Source organism: Rhodococcus sp. IEGM 1302 (genome assembly GCF_030056935.1).
Taxonomy (GTDB): Bacteria; Actinomycetota; Actinomycetes; order Mycobacteriales; family Mycobacteriaceae; genus Rhodococcus_F; species Rhodococcus_F qingshengii.
In genome coordinates this window covers 64331-82635 of record NZ_JASHKY010000017.1, presented here as the reverse complement: position 1 = coordinate 82635, position 18305 = coordinate 64331, and the positions used below count along the sequence as shown (strand labels likewise).

Here is an 18305-nt window from a genome sequence, read left to right as displayed (position 1 = left end):
GGATTCAGCCGAGTGCCGCGACGAGCGCGGCAACAATCTCGTCGCTGGAAGTGGTCGACGTATATCCGGCCGACAGCCGGTGCCCGCCGCCACCAAGACTTTCAGCGACCGCCGACACGTCGATCGCCGACTTTGCACGCAACGAGATCGACCAGCTTCCGGAAACCGACTCTTTGAGTACGGCGGCAACTTCGGCTTCCGAAGTAGTCCGCACTATATCGACGACGCTCTCGATCTCCTCGGAGCGAAGATCGCCGATGTCACTGCGTCGGATCACCGCGTATACCAGCCCACGGCCGTCCGCAGCTTCCGGAACCAGCACCGCGGACCCGAGTACGGCGCCCAGCATCGGCAACCACCCGAACGGATGGGTGTCGAGCAGCTTTCGCGCAATCGCGTCGCCGTCGATGCCGGTCGCCAGCAAACGCGCGGCGAGCACGTGCGGAAGCGGACCTCCCCACCGGAAGGAGCCGGTGTCGGTGACCAGTCCGGCATAGAGACAGTGCGCGATGTCGCGATCGATCGCGACTCCCCACGCATCGAAGAATCGTGCGATGAGTGCCGTCGTCGAGGCCGCGGTTTCGTCGACGACGTTGATACTTCCGAACTCGGAATTGGAGCGATGGTGATCAAGGACGATCGTGCGATTCGCGCCGGCGAGGCGACTCGCCAACTCACCGAGACGGCCCTCGCTGCCGACATCCACCGTCACCAGTACATCGACACTTTCCCGAACATCAGTGGGCGCCACGAGCAAGTGGAGACCGGGGAAATCGCGCATCGACTCGGGCAGCGCCGACGGCCGACTGAACGCGACCTGCACCGAAATGCCCCGACGCTCGAGAACGAGACCGAGCGCAAGTCCGCTGCCGATCGTGTCCGCATCCGGCTGCACATGGCAGAGAATTGTCACCGTGTGTGCCGATTCGAGAACCTCGGCCACCTGAGCGAACTTCGCCTCGCAGGGGTCGACGTCCGAAAGTGCGGTGATCGTCATTCTCGGTGCGCGTCAGTCGGCTTCACGAACATCTGGCGACGCCTCGTCTTCGTCCGAAGCCACTCGCGGCTCCTTGTACGGATCTGCATCTCCGGCCGGCTGTGCATTCTCACGCGCCTTGGCGACCTCGTCGTCGGCGGCCTTGGCACGGGCCAGCAGTTCTTCCATATGACGCGCGGTGTCGGGAACGGTATCGGCGACAAACGTCAGAGTCGGTGTGAAGCGAACTCCGGTTCCGGCACCGACCTTCGAGCGCAGAACACCCTTGGCCTTCTCGAGACCTGCGGCGGCGGCTTCCACATCGGGTGCGGAATCGACCTTCTCGCCCATGACTGTGTAGTACACCGTCGCGTCGTGCAGATCGTTGGTGACCTTGGTGTCCGTGATGGTCACGAATGCGAGTCGCGGATCCTTGATCTCGTGATCGATCGCGGTCGCGACGATGGTTCCGATACGCTTTGCCAACTTGCGTGCCCGGGCTGGATCTACCATGACTGTCAGTCTCCTCTACCTGGCCACTCGAATCGAGGTGACTCGATCGATCAAAGTTCTGGTTAACAAGAATTATTACCGACAACAGTCTCGTCCATCGGCTACCCGGCAACCAAATCACCATCGGTAGAGGTCTTCGACCACGAGCCACCGCCGCCAGGGCCGTCGTCGATCTCCACAGTTGTCGCATGTGTCGAGCGTGAGCACAAACACCGCCACAGTTGGACCCGAAGCCACCGAATCCCTTGCCGACGAACTCGATTCGTTACGGCGTCTGGAAGAGTGGCTAAGCGACACAGATCGGTGACGCTCAGTCTTCCGGGCCGAAAATTCGCCTTCGCACAGCCAGCAACTGAATCTCCGGACGCTCGGCGACCGCCCGCTCACAATGATCGAGAACGTCGTGCAGGTGATCGACGGACGAACTGACCACACCGACTCCCACGAGCGCACGACGCAGGCGTCCCTGCTCCCCCGCCTCCGCTGCACTCACACCGAATCGACGGAGTTCCGTCAGGATCGGCGACAGCATCGAACGCTTTTCCTTGAGTGAGTGGACATCGCCGAAAAGGATGTCGAACTCCAGTGCCCCTACAAACATTTTCCCCCTAGACAGAGCCGAATGGACTCTCTCGGACTTGTATATTCAAGTCCGAGAGAGTCCATGTCAGCTAGTACCCACGTGCGTCCGCCCCAACGCCCGTGTCGACATAATCAGTCGCGCGGCTTCTCGCGAAGCTCGTAGCACTCGAGAACGTCACCGATCTTGATATCGGAATAGGTAACGGTCAAACCACATTCGTAGCCTTCGCGAACCTCGGTAGCGTCTTCCTTCTCCCGCTTGAGCGAGGAGATGGTGACCGTCTCGGCAATGACCTTGCTGTCGCGGATGAGACGTGCCTTGGCGTTGCGACGGATGCTGCCCGACGTGACCAAGCAACCGGCAATGTTGCCGATCTTGGACGAACGGAACATGGCGCGGATCTCTGCCTTGCCCAGCTCGACCTCTTCGTACACCGGCTTGAGCAGACCCTTGAGTGCCTTCTCGACCTCGTCGATGGCCTGGTAGATCACCGAGTAGTAGCGAATGTCGACGCCCTCGCGGTTCGCCAGCTCCGTTGCCTTGCCTTCGGCGCGGACGTTGAAGCCGATGATGATCGCGTTGGACGCAGCAGCCAGGTTGACGTTGGTCTCCGTGATGCCACCGACACCGCGGTCGATGACGCGCAACTGCACCTCGTCGTCGATCGGAATTCCGAGGAGAGCCTCTTCGAGGGCCTCCACGGTTCCCGAGTTGTCACCCTTGAGGATCAAGTTCAGCTGTGAATGTTCCTTCAGAGCTGCATCGAGATCGTCGAGGCTGATGCGCTTACGACTCTTCGCTGCAAGCGCGTTGCGCTTACGTGCGTTGCGACGGTCCGCGATCTGACGAGCGATACGGTCCTCGTCGACCACGAGCAGGTTGTCGCCTGCACCGGGGACCGATGTGAAGCCGATGACCTGGACCGGACGTGAAGGCAGTGCCTCGTGGACGTCCTGACCGTGCTCGTCCACCATGCGGCGGACGCGGCCGTAAGCATCGCCGGCAACGATCGAGTCGCCGACCCGCAGCGTTCCGCGCTGAATGAGCACGGTAGCGACGGGGCCGCGGCCACGGTCGAGGTGCGCCTCGATGGCAACACCCTGAGCGTCCATGTCCGGGTTGGCGCGCAGATCCAGGGAAGCGTCGGCCGTCAACAGCACTGCTTCGAGCAGTGCGTCGATGTTGAGACCCTGCTTCGCCGAGATGTCGACGAACATGGTGTCTCCGCCGTACTCCTCGGCCACCAGTCCGTACTCGGTGAGCTGCTGCCGGATCTTGTCCGGGTTCGCGCCTTCCTTGTCGATCTTGTTCACCGCGACCACGATCGGCACGTCGGCCGCCTGGGCGTGGTTGATCGCTTCCACCGTCTGCGGCATGACGCCGTCGTCGGCTGCGACAACAAGGATCGCGAGGTCGGTGGCCTTGGCACCACGAGCACGCATGGCCGTGAAGGCCTCGTGACCCGGGGTGTCGATGAACGTCACGAGACGCTCGTTGCCCTCGAGCTCGGTCAGCACCTGGTAGGCACCGATGTGCTGCGTGATGCCGCCGGCTTCGCCCTCACGGACATTCGCCTTACGGATCACGTCGAGCAGACGGGTCTTACCGTGGTCGACGTGGCCCATGACGGTGACCACAGGCGGACGGGACTCGAGGTCCTCTTCTCCGCCGGCGTCCTCGCCGTAGGTGAGGTCGAAGCTGTCGAGCAGCTCGCGGTCCTCGTCCTCCGGGCTGACGACCTGCACGACGTAGTTCATTTCGCCGCCGAGCAGCTCCAGCGTCTCGTCGTTGACCGACTGAGTTGCCGTGACCATCTCACCGAGGTTGAACAACGCCTGCACGAGTGCTGCGGGGTTCGCGTCGATCTTGTCCGCGAAGTCCGACAGAGACGCGCCGCGAGCGAGACGGATGGTCTCGCCGTTGCCGCGTGGCAGCCTGACGCCGCCGACTGCGGGAGCCTGCATGCTTTCGTACTCGGCGCGCTTCGCCCGCTTCGACTTACGTCCACGGCGAACTGCTCCGCCCGGACGACCGAATGCACCTGCCGCTGCGCCGCGCTGACCGGGACGGCCACCGCCGCCGGGACGACCGCGGAATCCACCGGCCGGAGCTGCTCCACCGGGAGCACCTGCACCGGCACCGGCACCGGGAGCGCCGCCACCGCGGTATCCACCGCCGCCGCCACCCGGGCGACCACCGGGAGCGCCACCGGGACGACCCGGACGTCCGCCGCCACCGGGCGCGGGACGAGCGGAACGAGCAGGCATTGCACCCGGGTTCGGGCGAGGAGGCATGGAGCCGGGGCTGGGACGGGGTCCGCCCTGACCTGCCGGCGGACGGGGTCCACCCTGGCCGGGAGCAGGACGGGGACCGCCCTGACCCGGAGCCGGACGAGGTCCACCCTGACCGGGAGCCGGACGGGGACCGCCCTGACCCGGAGCCGGACGAGAACCGCCCTGACCTGCGCCCGGACGCGGTGCGCCGGGAGCCGGACGAGGTGCCGGCCGCTCGGCGGGTGCCGAGGAGTACGGGTTGTTACCGACGCGAGGTGCCTTCGGTCCCGGACGCGGTCCGCCGGGCTTTGCGCCGGTGGACGGTGCGGCCGGAGCCGCGGGGGCTGCCGGTGCCGACGCTGCGGGAGCAGCCGGAGCCGGACGTGCCGGCTGTGCTGGTTTCGGAGCGTTGAACGTCGGGGTGGGGACCGGCGCTGACGGCGCTGCCGGAGCAGCGGCTGCGGGAGCCGCGGGGGCTGCCGGGGCCGGAGCTGCGGGAGCAGCCGGTGCGGGTGCGGCCGGCTTGGGGCCGGGACGCGGTGCGCCAGGCTTTGCAGCCGACGGCGACGGTGCGCCGGGCTTTGCCGCGGGGCGAGCCGCCGGAGCGGCTGCGCCGGTCTCGGACTTGGTTTCTGCTCCGCCTGCCGACGGGAATGACTCCCGCAGACGACGGGCGACGGGCGCCTCCACTGTGGATGACGCAGACTTCACGAACTCGCCTTGCTCCTTGAGCGTTGCGAGTAGTTCCTTGCTGGTGACACCGAGTTCTTTAGCCAACTCGTGCACGCGGGCCTTGCCTGCCACTGCTCTCCTCACTGATGAGGTCGAGCAGGAGGCATCCCACAGATGTGGGTCCCGCACGACCTCGGGTTATCGCCGATGGACGTTCATCGTTGGTGCTTCACGGTGTGCTCATGAGTGCTTGTGCCTGTTCTTCTCGAGAGGTACTGCTTTTGTGTGAACTGCGTCGACCAGCTGGTCGACAGCGGACGTGTCCAGATTTCCGGACACTCGCAGTGCTCTGCTGAATGCTCGGCGCCGCTCTGCCAGGCTCAGACAACTCGGATCCAGGTGCAGCCATGCACCTCGACCGGGGAGTCTTCGCGATACGTCGGGGACGAGCGGGGAACCCTCCGGCCCCTGCTCACCAACCACGACCCTCAACAGATCGACAGCCGACCCTTGTTCCCTGCATCCCACACACGTTCTGACCGGCGAACCGGGTTTCACGCGCGCAGAATCCGAGGACTCACGTCGAACCATTGTCCACTCTACCGCCGAACCGTCTCGATCACTGCATTCCACTGTTATCCGTTGGACGTGGCGGGCCGGTCGGACGCGTCGCCAACGGGTGCCGCATCGCTCCGAATGTCGATACGCCAACCCGTCAACCGCGCAGCCAGGCGGGCATTTTGACCCTCTTTTCCGATGGCCAACGAAAGCTGGAAATCGGGCACGATGACACGGGCCGCACGAGCCTCGGGATCGACGACAGTGACGGAGACCACTTTCGACGGGGAAAGTGCGTTGCCCACAAACGTCGCGGGATCTTCGTCGAAGTCGATGATGTCGATCTTCTCCCCCGCGAGTTCGCTCATGACGTTGCGGACGCGCTGACCCATCGGGCCGATGCATGCACCCTTTGCGTTGAGCCCCTGCACACGTGAGGCAACGGCGATCTTGGAACGATGTCCCGCTTCGCGCGCGACGTTGATGATCTCGACGCTGCCGTCCGCGATCTCTGGAACCTCGAGTGCGAACAACTTGCGAACCAGGTTCGGGTGGGTCCGCGAGAGGGTGATCTGTGGGCCGCGGGCTCCGCGAGCAACTCCGACGACGTAGCACTTGATGCGCTCACCGTGCTCGTAGTTCTCGCCGGGAACCTGTTCTGCAGGCGGCAACAATCCCTCGGCGCCATTGGATTCGCTGCCGATTCGGACGACGACCATTCCGCGGGAATTCGCACGCGTGTCACGCTGAATGACACCACCGACGATTTCACCCTCATGGGTCGAGAACTCACCGAAACTGCGCTCGTGCTCGGCGTCGCGCAGACGCTGCAGGATGACCTGGCGTGCGGTGGTCGCCGCGATGCGTCCGAATCCCTCGGGAGTGTCGTCCCACTCCTCACCGATCATGTTGCCGTCGGCATCGGTGTCGTGCGCCATCACTCGCACCGAACCGGTCTTGATGTTGACATCGATCCGAGCGTTCTGCTTGTGCCCCTCGGTGTGGCGGTACGCCGTCAGCAGCGCGGTCTGGATCGTGGCGATCACAGTTTCGATCGAGACACCTTTTTCGGCTTCGATCGCTCGCAACGCTGCAATGTCGATATTCACTTGTCGAACCCTTCTTCGTTTTCTACGTCTTCTAATTCTGCTTCGTCGTCTTCGACACTGTCCACGCCCGAGTCCTCGGTGAGGTCAACCGCATCCGAAGGAACTGCGCGCCCCTCCGGGATGCCGCCCGCGAGTTCCAACTCCGCCTCACTGGGCTTCGAGAACTCCACCTGAACTACAGCCTTTTGAACGTCGCCCAGTGCAATCTCGCGCACGGTCAGTCCGCCACGGCCACCGATGACAACTGCCACGGAATCGTCGTTCATCGTTCCGATACGGCCCACCACGGTCTCGCCGGCCAGATCGATTCGCGCTTTACGTCCGCGAGCCCGACGCCAGTGACGATCGAGCGTCAGTGGGCGGTCAATTCCCGGGGAGGTCACCTCGAGGGTGTACGGCGTTTCACCGATTTCCTCGAGGGTGTCGAAAAGTTCCGAAACGAGTCTGCTGATCTCCGCGGCGGCATCGAGCTCGATCCCGGCATCGCTGTCGACCATGATGCGCACCGCGCTGTGCTTGCCCGCACTGGTCACGACAACGTCGTCGACGTCATAACCCTGGGCGTGCACGAGTTCGGAGATCAGCTCGATCACCCTCTCCCTGGATGGCACCGGCATCTCGCGAACTCCTCATTTCAGTTGTCGTCGATTGTCCGACTTGTGTCGACTGTCGACGTGGGCGGCTGCGAGCATGAAAAGACACCAGGTGCCACATGCTGCAAGCATCTAAGAGTATCGCTCATTGCGCGTCTCCGTGACCAGAGTGCCCGACGCACGTCACACTTGAACACGTCACGCGGATTCGAACGATCGGCCGACCACCTGGCACGATGGACTGGTGCTGACGCCCATGACTACTACCCCACTCTCCCGGCGGAGTGCGCTCAAGATGACGGGAACCGCAGCAGCGTTGGGCGCTGCGGCCTTCTCGTTGTCCGCCTGCACCGACAACGGCACAGCGGAGGCGGCTGCAGAAGTCGACCAGCTGACGGCCCAAGCCGATCGAGCCCGCTCCGACGCGGCAGCCGCAACCGCCGCCATCGCTCTCGCGCCGGACAAGTCGGCATCACTGACCACGATCAGCGCCGAACGCACAGCGCATGCACTCGAACTCGACGCCGAGATTGCGCGAGCAGCGGGCAGCGGCGCCTCTGCGACCACAGCGCCCCCGTCGACCTCGGTCGCAAACGCTCCTACGGGCGTCGAAACCTTGAGTACCTCGCTGGCCGATTCGGCGCGCAGTGCCGCGGATCTCGCTCGGACGATGTCCGGCTATCGCGCGGGCCTGCTCGGTTCGATCAGCGCGTCGTGCTCGACTCAGGTTGCGGTGTTGCTTCCGTGATCACTTCGCACACCCGTCGATCCGAGAGTTCTGCCTTGCTGACCGCAATCGAATCAGAGAATGCCGCGATCTTCGCTTACGGAGTGGTTGCCGCGTTTTCGAATCCTGCCCGTGTCAACGAGGTTGCCACGCACACAGCAGCGCACCGCGCACGACGTGATGCGCTGGTTGCCCTGTCGACCGACGCGGGCGTGACCCCGCCGACAGCCGCGGCAGCGTACGAGATCCCGTTTCCGGTGACGGACGCCGTTACCGCGGCACAACTGGCAGCACAGATCGAATCCGACACCGCCGTGACCTACAGGGCATTCGTCGAACAGGTCGATACCGACCAACTCCGCACATTCGGAATCGACGGCCTGACCGATGCGGCAATCCGCGGCGCCGGATGGCGGTCCGCGCTGGGAACCGCTCCGGCCACCTCAGCGTTCCCGGGGGACCCGGCTTCGTAACTGCTGTGCGCCTTTATTAACCCCCGGCGGTTAATAAAGGCGCACAGCAGTGCTCAGGCCTTGCGATGCGAGGGCACGAACCACGCCGCGACCACGGCCACCAACACGAAGCAACCGCCGACGCGCAGTGCAGGTGTCAGCGCATCTCCGTAACCGAGGGGCGTGAGGGCACCGCCGGCGGCAAGGAAGACCGCAGTGAGAACCGCGATTCCCAGTGCAACACCGATCTCACGAAGCGTCGAGTTGGTCGAACTGGCCGTTCCGTGATCAGGCTCGTCCATATCGACGAGTACCGCCGTCGAGCTCGGCGCGAAGGTCAGGCCCATACCGATTCCCGCCATCAGTAGAGCCGGAACCAGCGACCCGTACGTCACGTCGGGACCGATCAACGCTGCCAACCAGAACAATGCTCCGGCCTGGAGCAACAGACCGGTCAGCAGAAGCGAACGGAGCCCGACCTTCGGCGCCAGAAAACCGGCGAGAGGCGCGAAGATCATCGGCGCTGCCGTCCACGGAAGCGTCCGCAGGCCTGCTTGGAACGGGCTGTAGCCCATCACGATCTGGAGGTACTGCGACAGCAGGAACACCGCCCCGAAGATTCCGATCGAGAAGGTCAAGCCGATGACGTTCGCCATCGAGAAGCTGCGTGAGCGGAACAGACGTAGGGGCATGACCGGATGCGAGGTCTTCATCTCGCGAAGCACGAACAGTGCCAACGCGACTGCGGAACCGACCAACGACGCAACTACTCCAAGCGACCCCCAGCCCTCGTCGTTGCCGTGAACGATCCCCCACACCGCCAGGAACACACCGAGTCCGGCGAGTGCGACACCGGGAAGGTCGAGAGGCTGTGTGCGACCGGTCGATTCACGCAACGCATACAACGCGAGAGGAACAGCGACGATCGCAACCGGCACGTTGATCCAGAAGATCCCCTGCCACGAGAACCCGTCGACTACCGCTCCACCGACCACGGGACCCATCGCGATCCCCAGGCCGGAGACGCCACCCCACACGCCGATTGCCATGGCACGCTTGGCTTCCGGTACCGCTGCCACGAGGAGAGTGAGTGAGAGCGGCATGATCGCGGCAGCGCCGGCGCCCTGAAAGGCTCGGGCCGCGATGAGCAGGCTTGGTGTCGTCGACAACGCCGAAGCAATCGACGCCGCCGTGAACAGCCCGATCCCGAACACGAACATCTTGCGGCGCCCCCACCGATCGCCGAGCGTCGTCGCCGAAAGCATCAGCGTCGCAAAGCAGAGCGTGTACGCATTCATGAACCACTGAAGTTGCCCGACGGACGCATTCAGCTCCTTCTCGATCACCGGCAGCGCGCTCGTCATCACGAGGTTGTCGAGGGTGGCCATGAACATGGGCAGAGAGGCAGCAACCATCGCTATCGCGATCGGAACCTTACGTCCTCCACTGCTTTCCGACCCGGATGCGGCGTCCGATCCGGACTTCGTCAAAACGGTCATCGTGATTCCTCGAGTGAAGGTGCCTTAAGGCATCGAATGATTACTTAGGTCGAAACTAAGCTATCCGGTGATAACGTGTCAACATGTCGATCGGTGCAGCTGAACCACGTACCCGCAGGATGAGCGCACCGGAACGTCGCGCGTTGGTCCTTGCCGCGGCAACGCGAGCATTCGCGAAGGGTGGATACTCGGGGACCAGTACGGACGCCGTCGCCAAGGAAGCCGGTGTCTCGCAGCCCTACGTCGTGCGCATGTTCGGAACCAAGGCAGATTTGTTCCACGCAGTGTTCACGCGCGCGCTCGACGAAATCGTCCGCACCTTCAACGACAAATTGGATACGGTCACGATCGATCCGAGCAATCCGCAGTTCTGGGCCGAACTCGGATCCGCCTACGGCGAGCTGGTTCTCGACCGAGATCTACTGCTTGTCATGTTGCACGGCTTCGCCACCAGCACCGATGATGTCGCCGCCGTCTCCCGGAACGCCATGTCCGGCATCTACACCTTGCTGCGCGAGCGCACCGGTTGCACACCCGAGCAAGCGCGTTTGTTCATCGCGAACGGGATGCTGATCAACAATCTGCTCGCAATGATGGCGCCCGAACACGCCGAAGAAGATCCAGCCCTCGGCGAGCTCTGGGGCAGCGTCTTCAGCGACTCGACTGCGATCACGCTCACCGGCGACGAATCCTCGAGCGAAACCGACACCGATTCCTGACCGGTCACTGGGAAAAACTACACACATGTGACTGAGGACACCCTACAGTCGATCCGACATGTCTCCGGGAAACCCAGACGAAAAGGACCGACGTTGGATCTCGCACAACGCCTCGACGCGCTCGAACAGATCGAGGAAATCAAGAAGCTCAAGCACGGCTACTGGCGAGCATGTGATGCCAAGGATCCAGTTGGGTTCCGCAACAGCTTCATCCGTTCCGGAGCGTCGATCGACTACGGCCGCCTCGGCGCCTTCGACGACGCGGGGCCGATGGCGGACATCTTCGAGAAGATCGCTCTTCGCAAGGTCGACGGCCGGTACGCGGTCCTCGACATGCATCACGGATTGCATCCCGACATCACACTGACCTCGGAGACGTCGGCGGTGGGGCGATGGGCTCTGCAGTTCCGCCAGATCGACACCGTCGGGCGCACCGAGAAGTTGATGACCGGCGAATACGACGACAAGTACGTGATCGAGGACGGTATGTGGAAAATGAGTCAATGCCATTTCACGGAGACGTGGTCGATCACCACTCCCCTTTCCCCGGACGCTGACATCGCCGAGGGTTCGTTGGGTGGGCCGCGATGACGACGAACGGAAAAGTTGCGCTCGTAACCGGTGCCAGCCGGAGCGTCGGCAAGGGCATTGCCCTCGCGCTGGGAAGCGACGGATGGACGGTGTACGTGACGGCCCGAGGAACCGTCGGCGACGACGGCCCACTCGATCGCACCGCAGCCGAGATCACCGAGCGCGGTGGTCACGGCATTGCCGTGCAGTGCGATCACGCCGACGATCAACAGATCGTCGACCTGTTTGCACGCATCGCCGAGGAACAGTCAGGCCGCCTCGATCTTCTGGTCAACAACGTCTGGGCAAACCCGGCGGGTTATGCAGGCTTCGCCGATCCGTTCTGGAAGAGGCCGATCGACGATTGGGATTCGCTGATCGGAATCGGACTGCGCGCCCACTACGTTGCTTCGGTGGAAGCGGCGAAGTTGATGGTTCCCCGGGGCAGTGGAGTGATCGGCAACATCTCGTCGTTCGGCACCCGCGGGTACCTGCACTCTGTGCTGTACGGGATGTCGAAGGCAGGTTTGGACAAGATGGCCGCGGACATGGCTGTCGAATTGAAGGGGACCGGCGTCACCGCACTTTCCTTCTGGCTCGGGTTGATCCGCAACGAGCGGATGGAGGCGAGTGGGATCGAGAGCTTCGAAGGCTTCTCACTGGCCGAGGCCGAAACCCCGGAATTCGTCGGCCAAGTCATCACTGCATTGGCCAACGATCCAGAAGTGAACGCGCGCAGCGGTCACACACTGATCACCGCCGAGACGGCCGTCGAGTACGGAATCACCGACGCCAACGGGAAACAACCGGCGTCACACCGCAGTGCCTTCGGTGGCGGCCCGCTTTTCTGATTCATCAGTAGCAGTGGTCGCGTCGCGTGCCGGCACAGCACGCGGCGCTGCCACTCGCGCCTTCAGGGCAAGCCAGGCACACCCGATGACGACGACACCGCCGGCCACGATCGAGGGTGACAACGTCTCACCGAGTATCAGCGCCGACCAGGCAATGCTGAGCACCGGTTGAACCAACTGTGTTTGGCTCACAGTGGAAATGGGACCGATCGCCAGACCCCGGTACCAAGGAAAGAACCCGAGAAACATACTCACGCATCCCAGGTAGGCAAACGAAAGCCACGAATTCACATCGGCAGAGACCGGAGCCTGGGCCATGGACGCCACCGTCAACGCAATCGTGACCGGCAGTCCGAGAATCAACGCCCAGGCAATCGTCTGCCACGACCCGATCTCGCGGGCCAGCAACGCACCTTCCGAATATGCCAGCGCTGCACACACCACCGCGGCGAACAGAAGAAGATCAGCGAGATGAAACGAGCCGAGTCCGCCGTTTGCAATCGCCACGAACCCTACGACCGATACCGCGCCGGCGGCGCTTGCCCACCAGAATCCCTTACTGGGACGCTCTTTTCCTCGGACGACCGCAAATACCGCGGTCGCAGCGGGAAGTAGCCCGATCACGACTGCCGCGTGACTCGCCGGCGATGTCTGCAACGCAAACGTGGTGAACAGTGAAAACCCCAGTACCGCACCAACAGTCACGAGTGCGATGCGCAACCACTGCCGAAGCGTCGGAAGCGTCGCGCGAGTAACCGACAGCATCACAATCGCAAGGGCCCCGGCAACGACGGCGCGGCCCGCACCGACGAACAGGGGGTCGAGATCCGCGACGGCGACCCTCGTGAGCGGAACGGTGAACGAGAACGCCAGCACACCGAGCAAGCCCCACCACAAACCGGATCGAGACGATGGCATCGGTAGCGGTTCCTGCGGCGCGACGATAGCGCTACTCTTCATACTCATGTTTTACGATAGCAGTAGCACGCCAACCAGCGAAACTGGTATTTCAGATGCGCACCCGTGTGCAGGAGATCGAAATTGCTCCGAGCAGTCCGACGAGCGCGAAAGCGTAGAAGCCCCACGGCACGGCGTAACCCGCACCCAGGAGGACTCCGCCCAGGATCGGGCCACAGATCGCACCGACCCGGCCGACACCTGCCGACCATCCGAGCGCGGTCGCGCGAATCTGAGGTGGGTGATTGGCGCTCGTGAAGGCGTAGACCAGTACCTGCGCACTGAACACGAAGCATCCGGCGAGGAAGACCATCACGTAGATTCCGAACGACACCTTCACACTCAGAAGCGCCAGGAACAGTGCAGCTCCGGCGAACCACACGATGGCTGCAGTCCGCGGGCCGATCTTGTTCGCGACGCCCCCGGCGATCAACAGCCCGACGACGGCGCCGGCATTGAGGATCAGAAGGAACGTCAACGACGCCCCGAGGTTGTAACCGGCCTCACGCATGATCGTCGGAAGCCATGTGTTCAATCCGTAGACGAGCAGCAAGCCCATAAAACTGGTGATCCAGATGGCGATGCTGTTGCGCAGGAACTTCGAAGAGAACAGTGCACGAACGGGATTGGCGGCTTCGGCGCGCTCAACTTCGGACGTGGGCGCAATCTCGAGTTCGACTCCGTAACGGGCAGCGATTTCCTCGGCTTCGGCACGCTTTCCGTGAGCGAGAAGGTACGACGGGGATTCCGGCAGATACCGCAACATGAGTGGAATCAGGGCGACGGCAGGAAGTGCGCCGACAACGAACATCGCTCGCCAACCGAAAGGTTCGATCACGACGAGCGCCAGCGCTGCGGTGGCAACGGCGCCGACGTGGTAGCCGGTCATCAGCATGGTCGACGCAGATCCACCGCCTTGTTTCTTCGAGAATTCGTTGACCAGAGCCAATGCCGTCGGTAGGGCGCCACCCAGCCCCACACCGGCAAGGAAGCGCAGCAGCCCGAAGATGAACGGATTGGGCGCAATTGCGCACAACAGAGTCAGAATCGAGAATGCGGCAACGGCGTACAGCAGCGCGCGGCGTCGACCGATGACGTCGGTGAGAGTGCCGATAACGAGGGCGCCGATGGTCATGCCGATGAGCCCGAAGGTCGAGATCATCGTGATCGTGCCGGTACTCAAACCCCACGCGTCGTAGTCGAGAAGCGAAGGAATGACCGCGCCGAGTACGACCAGGTCGAATCCGTCCAGAAGCACAGCGATCCAACACAACGGTGCTACCCACATTGCGGCACGCGCCCCAGGCGAACCGGTGATTGAACTCGACTGCGTATGCGGTGCGGTCATCGGATCCTCGACATTCACTGCTTGTGGGCGTTCGCGACCGGTTGGGATCCAGTAGTTCGGATCGAAACGTGTTCGCATTGCGAACGCCTGTTCATAATGAGCACATCGATTGTGTACGGAGTCACAACGCCATGTCAAACGTCGCGGTAATCTCGAGGAATGGCACTCTCCGAAAATGAGCGTGAACAGTTCCTGGCCGAACCCCACATCGGGGCGCTGTCCGTGGCGGACGGCACCGAGCGCGGTCCGTTGACCGTCCCGATCTGGTACCTGTACTCACCCGGTGGCAAACCATGGATCCTCACGGGCAAGGATTCGCGAAAGGCACGACTCATCGAGTCGGCCGGGCATTTCTCGTTGATGGCCGAAAGGCTCGATCCGACAATCCGTTACGTCAGCGTCAGCGGATCCGTCGACAAGATCGTTCCGGGCACCGACGAGATGCTGGTCGAAGTCTCGCGGCGTTACCTGGCCCCGGACAAGGTCGACGGGTATCTCGAATTCGCGCGATCGCAGTTGGGCGAACAGGTAGCGATCTACATGAATCCGCAGCACTGGCTGTCTGCCGATCTCGGGGCGATCTGACAATTCTCAGAAAAGCGAAGGCTCGGCGCGCCGGAGTGGCGCGCCGAGCCTGACCTGCATGTGGAGGGCTCTATGTCAGCTCTCGGTGAAGAAACGCACCCGATTGAGTCGATGACCGCTCGCCTCGAAGCCGAACAATGCGATGGCCGGTTCCCCGCACACGATGACGCTCGCCGTCACGGTGCGACCGGCAACCAGCATCTTGCTCTTCGTCACGCCGGTGAGCAGAGCGTTGACATCAGCGTTGGACAACTGCGTCCCCGCCGGAAGCTCGACGGGTACCGGCGGCGTTCGGCCGACAGCGGCCGCATCGAGGAACCGCGACGCTGCCTTCTTGCCTTTGTCTCCGACGCCGAAGATGCCGCGCGAGAACCCGAGCGCCCCGCCGATCCCCTGGTTCGAGAGCAACTGCGGCGTCAACTTCGCGGCCGCCTTCACCCCCGCCACACCAGCAGTAGCGAGCTGGCTCAACATCGTCGCCAATTCCCAATGCGCATAGAGGGTTCCGATCCGCAAGGAATCGGGATCCCCCACCAGGTCGTAGCGCAAGTGCATCGGAACGTCGAGAACGACTCCGGTCGACATCTCGGTAGCGAGGCTCAGATCGCGCCACACCGTCCGGCCGCACACGATGTCGCGCTCGACATGGAAGGTGATCGAATTGGGGGCGATGAACGTGTCGTAGAAACTCTCGATCGCCGCCTGACCGTTGTGCGGACGTGAACCTACAGGGTCGTTGACCTGTCCGTCGCCGGCAAACAGGGCCACCCAGGTCGAGCGGTCATGCGCGCCGACGGCTTTCGGGGATCCCTCCACGACGGCCATCAACTGCTCGCGCGTCACCGGCGCGGTCATGCGCGCATCTCGTATGCACCGTCGTACGCCTTGACCTGCTGCCACACCCGGTCGAAGCGTTCACTGTCGACAACAGGCTTCCGCACCGCGGCCAGGGCCCATTTCTGCTGCTCGGGTGTCGACGACGGCTTTCCGTGCAGCGCGATCGCGTATCCCGAGAAGTCACGAATCTGGAAGTCGAAGATCTGATCGACAACGTCGGCGTCGAGCCCGCTGATCTCGGCCTGTTCGAGAATCAGATGACCGTAGACGACGAGAGAGAACAGGTGCCCGACGTTGAGCATGAAATCGAGATCCTTCTGCTGCTGCGCGTCCGGCGCTGCAGCAGTGAGCAATTCGGTGAGCGCGATCGCCTGCTCGTAAAAACGGGCGACGTTCGGAATCGAAGAGTGCTTCTCGTAGACGGGCTTCCACTCGTGGAACTGAATCTTCGCAGCGCCGCGGGTAGGCCCCTGGTTCCAGAAGAACTCGTCGTCGGCGGCGTCGTCGCGCGTGACGATCTCCGGGAACTGCGCCGAGTTGAACAGATAGTTCGGCAAGAACTTGAGAATCAGGCCGACGTTGACGTGGACGGTGCCCTCGAGCTTGGGCAGCGTGCCGATCATCTGCGCTGCCTCGCGGAAGTACGTGGACTTCTCGTATCCCTTGGCTGCGATCACATCGTGCAGCAACCCGACCACCTTCTCACCTTCGGAGGTGACCTTGGCCTTGGTCATGGGATTGAACAGCAGGTAGCGACGGTCCTCGAGGCTGGCGCTGCGGAAGTAGTCGACCGCCCGCGCACTGAACTGCTTCATCGCGATCAGACGTGAGTACGCGTCGACGAAGGCGGCGCGAACGTGGGCGAAATCCGTGACGGGATTGCCGTACAGAATTCGATTCTGCGCGTGAGTGATTGCCTCGAAGAACGCATGCTCGGTGATGCCGATGGAGCCGGTGCAGAGGTTGAACTTTCCGACGTTGACCGTGTTGAGCGCGGCCTCGAATGCGGCGACGCCGGTGTGCAGAATGTCTTCCTCGCGCACCGGGTAATCGTCGAGGCGGAAATTGCTGACATACATCTGCCCGCGCAGGACGTTGTCCACGAGCTGATAGTTCGGATGTGCACTGTCGGCGACAAAGAACACGTAGCCTTCGGGGCCCTCGACGTCGGTACGACGCCCGAACACAGACACCATTCCGGCTACGTTGCCGTTTCCGATGTAGTACTTCTCGCCGCTCGCGCGGAAGGCGACGTCGCCGTCGGTGGGAGTGAGGAGCATGTCGGTGGAGTACACGTCGGCGCCGTGGTCGCGCTCGGACAGCCCGAACGCCATGACACCACCGTCGGCAAGTTCCTGCGCTGCACGCTTCTTCGCAGCGTCGTTGTCACTCATCCAGATCGGTCCGAGTCCGAGGATCGTGACCTGCCACGCGTACCAGTACGCCAGCCCGTAGAAACCGAAGATCTCGCTCAGAGCTGCGTTGCGGGCACCGTCCCAACGACGGTTCTCGTCACCGTCGGCGAATGCCGCCGGAGTCTGGAACGTCGCGAACAACTTCTCCTTGCCGACAAATTCGAGAAAGTCGGAGACCCACACGGCGTCGAGGTCGTCCTGAAGAAGTTGCTTCTTGCCGCGGCTCTCGAACCATTCGATGGTGGCTCGCAGCAAACGGCGGGTCTCCGGATCGAACTGAGCTGGGTCGTAAGTATGGGGGTTGAAGAGCAATCCATCGGTGCCAGACACGTCATTACCTTTCGTCGATGACGCTAAACTACCAGCGGGTAACTTTCCGCGGTGCGATTCATGGAAGACCTGCGATTCTTCGCGAATGCCACAGGTCCATCGGATTCCACGTGCCGGCCCGAGCGCGCGTGATCGGGTAGCACGCCAACCCGAGCAACAACGCAGACATGTGGCCGATGGCGGTGAAATTGGTGGCGAAAATCAGAGGTACACCATAGAAGAGCAGCAACCCCGCGAGATAGATGTATCGCCACGGATCGACGATGCGGTACACCAGAATCCCCATGATGCCGGCCAGACCGTAGCTCACTCCCACGTCGAGAGTGTTGACCGCCGACTCCGCCACGTATCCGTGCCGAATACCTTCGTACAGAACACCTTCGCTGATGTACGTGGCTCCGACGTGGGCAATGACGACAACACACAACCACCGCCACGTCCCGAGCCAACGCTCAGCCGTTGCATGAAAGATGGTGAAGAGAACCAGGTATCCCAACCAACCGCCACCTTCGAGCCAGAAGGCACTCGAGAACAGGACTCGTAGCGGGTCTTCGGCCAGGTGATGCAGATTGGTCGAGCGCTTGCCGAGAAAACGCTCCTCGACATTGTCAGGCAGATGCCGCAGGAACAGTGTGGTGAACAGCAGGGCCAGCAACCAGACGTAGGTACCGGGAGCACTGCGCACCCATCGCCATGCCGCCTTTGCTGCCCCCAGCATCCTCACCGCTTCGAGTCTGC

19 protein-coding genes are annotated in these 18305 nt (G+C 62.8%); 6 read left to right on the top strand and 13 right to left on the bottom strand.

Annotated features, from left to right (window positions below; all coding sequences use genetic code 11):
- Nucleotides 1-4: 4 nt before the first annotated feature.
- From QM609_RS20870 to rimP, 7 genes are all read right to left on the bottom strand, one after another.
- Entirely contained in the window at nt 5-997 is a 993-nt protein-coding gene (locus QM609_RS20870) for a DHH family phosphoesterase (RefSeq protein WP_042450730.1), read from the bottom strand.
- Nucleotides 998-1009: 12 nt separating this feature from the next.
- On the bottom strand, nt 1010-1489 hold the full coding sequence (rbfA, locus tag QM609_RS20865) for a 30S ribosome-binding factor RbfA (RefSeq protein WP_003942248.1): 480 nt from the start codon (nt 1487-1489) through the stop codon (nt 1010-1012).
- Nucleotides 1490-1799: 310 nt separating this feature from the next.
- Entirely contained in the window at nt 1800-2090 is a 291-nt protein-coding gene (locus QM609_RS20860) for a DUF503 domain-containing protein (protein WP_003942205.1), read from the bottom strand.
- A 113-nt stretch (nt 2091-2203) separates the two neighbouring features.
- Nucleotides 2204-5149, bottom strand: coding sequence for a translation initiation factor IF-2 (gene infB, locus QM609_RS20855; protein WP_030535614.1), 2946 nt, complete (start codon nt 5147-5149; stop codon nt 2204-2206).
- Between the two features lie 108 nt (nt 5150-5257).
- Nucleotides 5258-5608 carry a YlxR family protein gene (locus QM609_RS20850; RefSeq protein ID WP_019748063.1) on the bottom strand — a complete coding sequence of 117 codons (351 nt, stop codon included), beginning with the start codon at nt 5606-5608 and terminating at the stop codon, nt 5258-5260.
- Between the two features lie 44 nt (nt 5609-5652).
- Nucleotides 5653-6684, bottom strand: a complete 1032-nt coding sequence (nusA, locus tag QM609_RS20845) for a transcription termination factor NusA (protein ID WP_003942738.1) — start codon at nt 6682-6684, stop codon at nt 5653-5655.
- Nucleotides 6681-7301 carry a ribosome maturation factor RimP gene (gene rimP / locus QM609_RS20840; RefSeq protein ID WP_050655155.1) on the bottom strand — a complete coding sequence of 207 codons (621 nt, stop codon included), beginning with the start codon at nt 7299-7301 and terminating at the stop codon, nt 6681-6683. Before rimP ends, nusA begins: the two co-directional genes overlap by 4 nt.
- A gap of 271 nt (nt 7302-7572) precedes the next feature.
- On the opposite strand from rimP, the gene QM609_RS20835 reads away from it, so the two are divergent.
- Nucleotides 7573-8025 carry a hypothetical protein gene (locus QM609_RS20835; protein ID WP_007735037.1) on the top strand — a complete coding sequence of 151 codons (453 nt, stop codon included), beginning with the start codon at nt 7573-7575 and terminating at the stop codon, nt 8023-8025.
- A complete protein-coding gene (locus tag QM609_RS20830; protein WP_080726667.1) occupies nt 8022-8477 on the top strand; it encodes a ferritin-like domain-containing protein in 456 nt (151 codons plus the stop codon). The genes QM609_RS20835 and QM609_RS20830 overlap by 4 nt, the downstream gene beginning before the upstream one ends.
- A gap of 53 nt (nt 8478-8530) precedes the next feature.
- On the opposite strand, the gene QM609_RS20825 is transcribed toward QM609_RS20830, so the two are convergent.
- Entirely contained in the window at nt 8531-9955 is a 1425-nt protein-coding gene (locus tag QM609_RS20825; RefSeq protein ID WP_047271367.1) for an MFS transporter, read from the bottom strand.
- An 83-nt stretch (nt 9956-10038) separates the two neighbouring features.
- On the opposite strand from QM609_RS20825, the gene QM609_RS20820 reads away from it, so the two are divergent.
- The 3 genes from QM609_RS20820 (at nt 10039) to QM609_RS20810 (ending at nt 12095) form a co-directional block, all read left to right on the top strand.
- A complete protein-coding gene (locus QM609_RS20820; RefSeq protein WP_003942694.1) occupies nt 10039-10674 on the top strand; it encodes a TetR/AcrR family transcriptional regulator in 636 nt (211 codons plus the stop codon).
- A 93-nt stretch (nt 10675-10767) separates the two neighbouring features.
- Nucleotides 10768-11265, top strand: coding sequence for a nuclear transport factor 2 family protein (locus tag QM609_RS20815; RefSeq protein WP_007735030.1), 498 nt, complete (start codon nt 10768-10770; stop codon nt 11263-11265).
- The gene (locus tag QM609_RS20810) at nt 11262-12095 is read left to right on the top strand and encodes an SDR family NAD(P)-dependent oxidoreductase (RefSeq protein ID WP_003942723.1); all 834 of its coding nucleotides are present in this window, start codon (nt 11262-11264) and stop codon (nt 12093-12095) included. The genes QM609_RS20815 and QM609_RS20810 overlap by 4 nt, the downstream gene beginning before the upstream one ends.
- Here the strand turns inward: QM609_RS20810 and QM609_RS20805 are convergent.
- Together QM609_RS20805 and QM609_RS20800 are read right to left on the bottom strand one after the other, a co-directional pair.
- The gene (locus QM609_RS20805; RefSeq protein WP_007735024.1) at nt 12057-13013 is read right to left on the bottom strand and encodes a DMT family transporter; all 957 of its coding nucleotides are present in this window, start codon (nt 13011-13013) and stop codon (nt 12057-12059) included. The genes QM609_RS20810 and QM609_RS20805 overlap by 39 nt on opposite strands.
- A gap of 91 nt (nt 13014-13104) precedes the next feature.
- Complete coding sequence (locus tag QM609_RS20800; RefSeq protein WP_076948543.1) at nt 13105-14400, bottom strand: MFS transporter; 1296 nt, start codon at nt 14398-14400, stop codon at nt 13105-13107.
- A gap of 159 nt (nt 14401-14559) precedes the next feature.
- Here QM609_RS20800 and QM609_RS20795 point away from each other — a divergent pair, with 159 nt between their 5' ends.
- Nucleotides 14560-14985, top strand: a complete 426-nt coding sequence (locus QM609_RS20795; RefSeq protein WP_003942732.1) for a pyridoxamine 5'-phosphate oxidase family protein — start codon at nt 14560-14562, stop codon at nt 14983-14985.
- Between the two features lie 75 nt (nt 14986-15060).
- On the opposite strand, the gene QM609_RS20790 is transcribed toward QM609_RS20795, so the two are convergent.
- The 3 genes from QM609_RS20790 to QM609_RS20780 are packed head-to-tail and all read right to left on the bottom strand — an operon-like array spanning nt 15061 to nt 18285.
- Entirely contained in the window at nt 15061-15840 is a 780-nt protein-coding gene (locus tag QM609_RS20790) for a nuclear transport factor 2 family protein (RefSeq protein ID WP_076948472.1), read from the bottom strand.
- Entirely contained in the window at nt 15837-17567 is a 1731-nt protein-coding gene (locus QM609_RS20785; protein ID WP_007735018.1) for an acyl-CoA dehydrogenase family protein, read from the bottom strand. Before QM609_RS20785 ends, QM609_RS20790 begins: the two co-directional genes overlap by 4 nt.
- Before the next feature lie 58 nt (nt 17568-17625).
- Entirely contained in the window at nt 17626-18285 is a 660-nt protein-coding gene (locus QM609_RS20780; RefSeq protein WP_007735016.1) for a rhomboid-like protein, read from the bottom strand.
- Between the last annotated feature and the right edge of the window lie 20 nt (nt 18286-18305).

Excerpts from the sequence above, each read along its gene's own strand:
- QM609_RS20870 (WP_042450730.1), bottom strand. The coding sequence starts at position 997 with ATGACGATCACCGCACTTTCGGACGTCGACCCCTGCGAGGCGAAGTTC.
- rbfA (WP_003942248.1), bottom strand. The coding sequence starts at position 1,489 with ATGGTAGATCCAGCCCGGGCACGCAAGTTGGCAAAGCGTATCGGAACC.
- QM609_RS20860 (WP_003942205.1), bottom strand. The coding sequence starts at position 2,090 with ATGTTTGTAGGGGCACTGGAGTTCGACATCCTTTTCGGCGATGTCCAC.
- QM609_RS20850 (WP_019748063.1), bottom strand. The coding sequence starts at position 5,608 with ATGGTTCGACGTGAGTCCTCGGATTCTGCGCGCGTGAAACCCGGTTCG.
- rimP (WP_050655155.1), bottom strand. The coding sequence starts at position 7,301 with ATGCCGGTGCCATCCAGGGAGAGGGTGATCGAGCTGATCTCCGAACTC.
- QM609_RS20835 (WP_007735037.1), top strand. The coding sequence starts at position 7,573 with ATGACGGGAACCGCAGCAGCGTTGGGCGCTGCGGCCTTCTCGTTGTCC.
- QM609_RS20825 (WP_047271367.1), bottom strand. The coding sequence starts at position 9,955 with ATGACCGTTTTGACGAAGTCCGGATCGGACGCCGCATCCGGGTCGGAA.
- QM609_RS20820 (WP_003942694.1), top strand. The coding sequence starts at position 10,039 with ATGTCGATCGGTGCAGCTGAACCACGTACCCGCAGGATGAGCGCACCG.
- QM609_RS20810 (WP_003942723.1), top strand. The coding sequence starts at position 11,262 with ATGACGACGAACGGAAAAGTTGCGCTCGTAACCGGTGCCAGCCGGAGC.
- QM609_RS20805 (WP_007735024.1), bottom strand. The coding sequence starts at position 13,013 with ATGCCATCGTCTCGATCCGGTTTGTGGTGGGGCTTGCTCGGTGTGCTG.
- QM609_RS20800 (WP_076948543.1), bottom strand. The coding sequence starts at position 14,400 with ATGACCGCACCGCATACGCAGTCGAGTTCAATCACCGGTTCGCCTGGG.
- QM609_RS20795 (WP_003942732.1), top strand. The coding sequence starts at position 14,560 with ATGGCACTCTCCGAAAATGAGCGTGAACAGTTCCTGGCCGAACCCCAC.
- QM609_RS20790 (WP_076948472.1), bottom strand. The coding sequence starts at position 15,840 with ATGACCGCGCCGGTGACGCGCGAGCAGTTGATGGCCGTCGTGGAGGGA.
- QM609_RS20780 (WP_007735016.1), bottom strand. The coding sequence starts at position 18,285 with ATGCTGGGGGCAGCAAAGGCGGCATGGCGATGGGTGCGCAGTGCTCCC.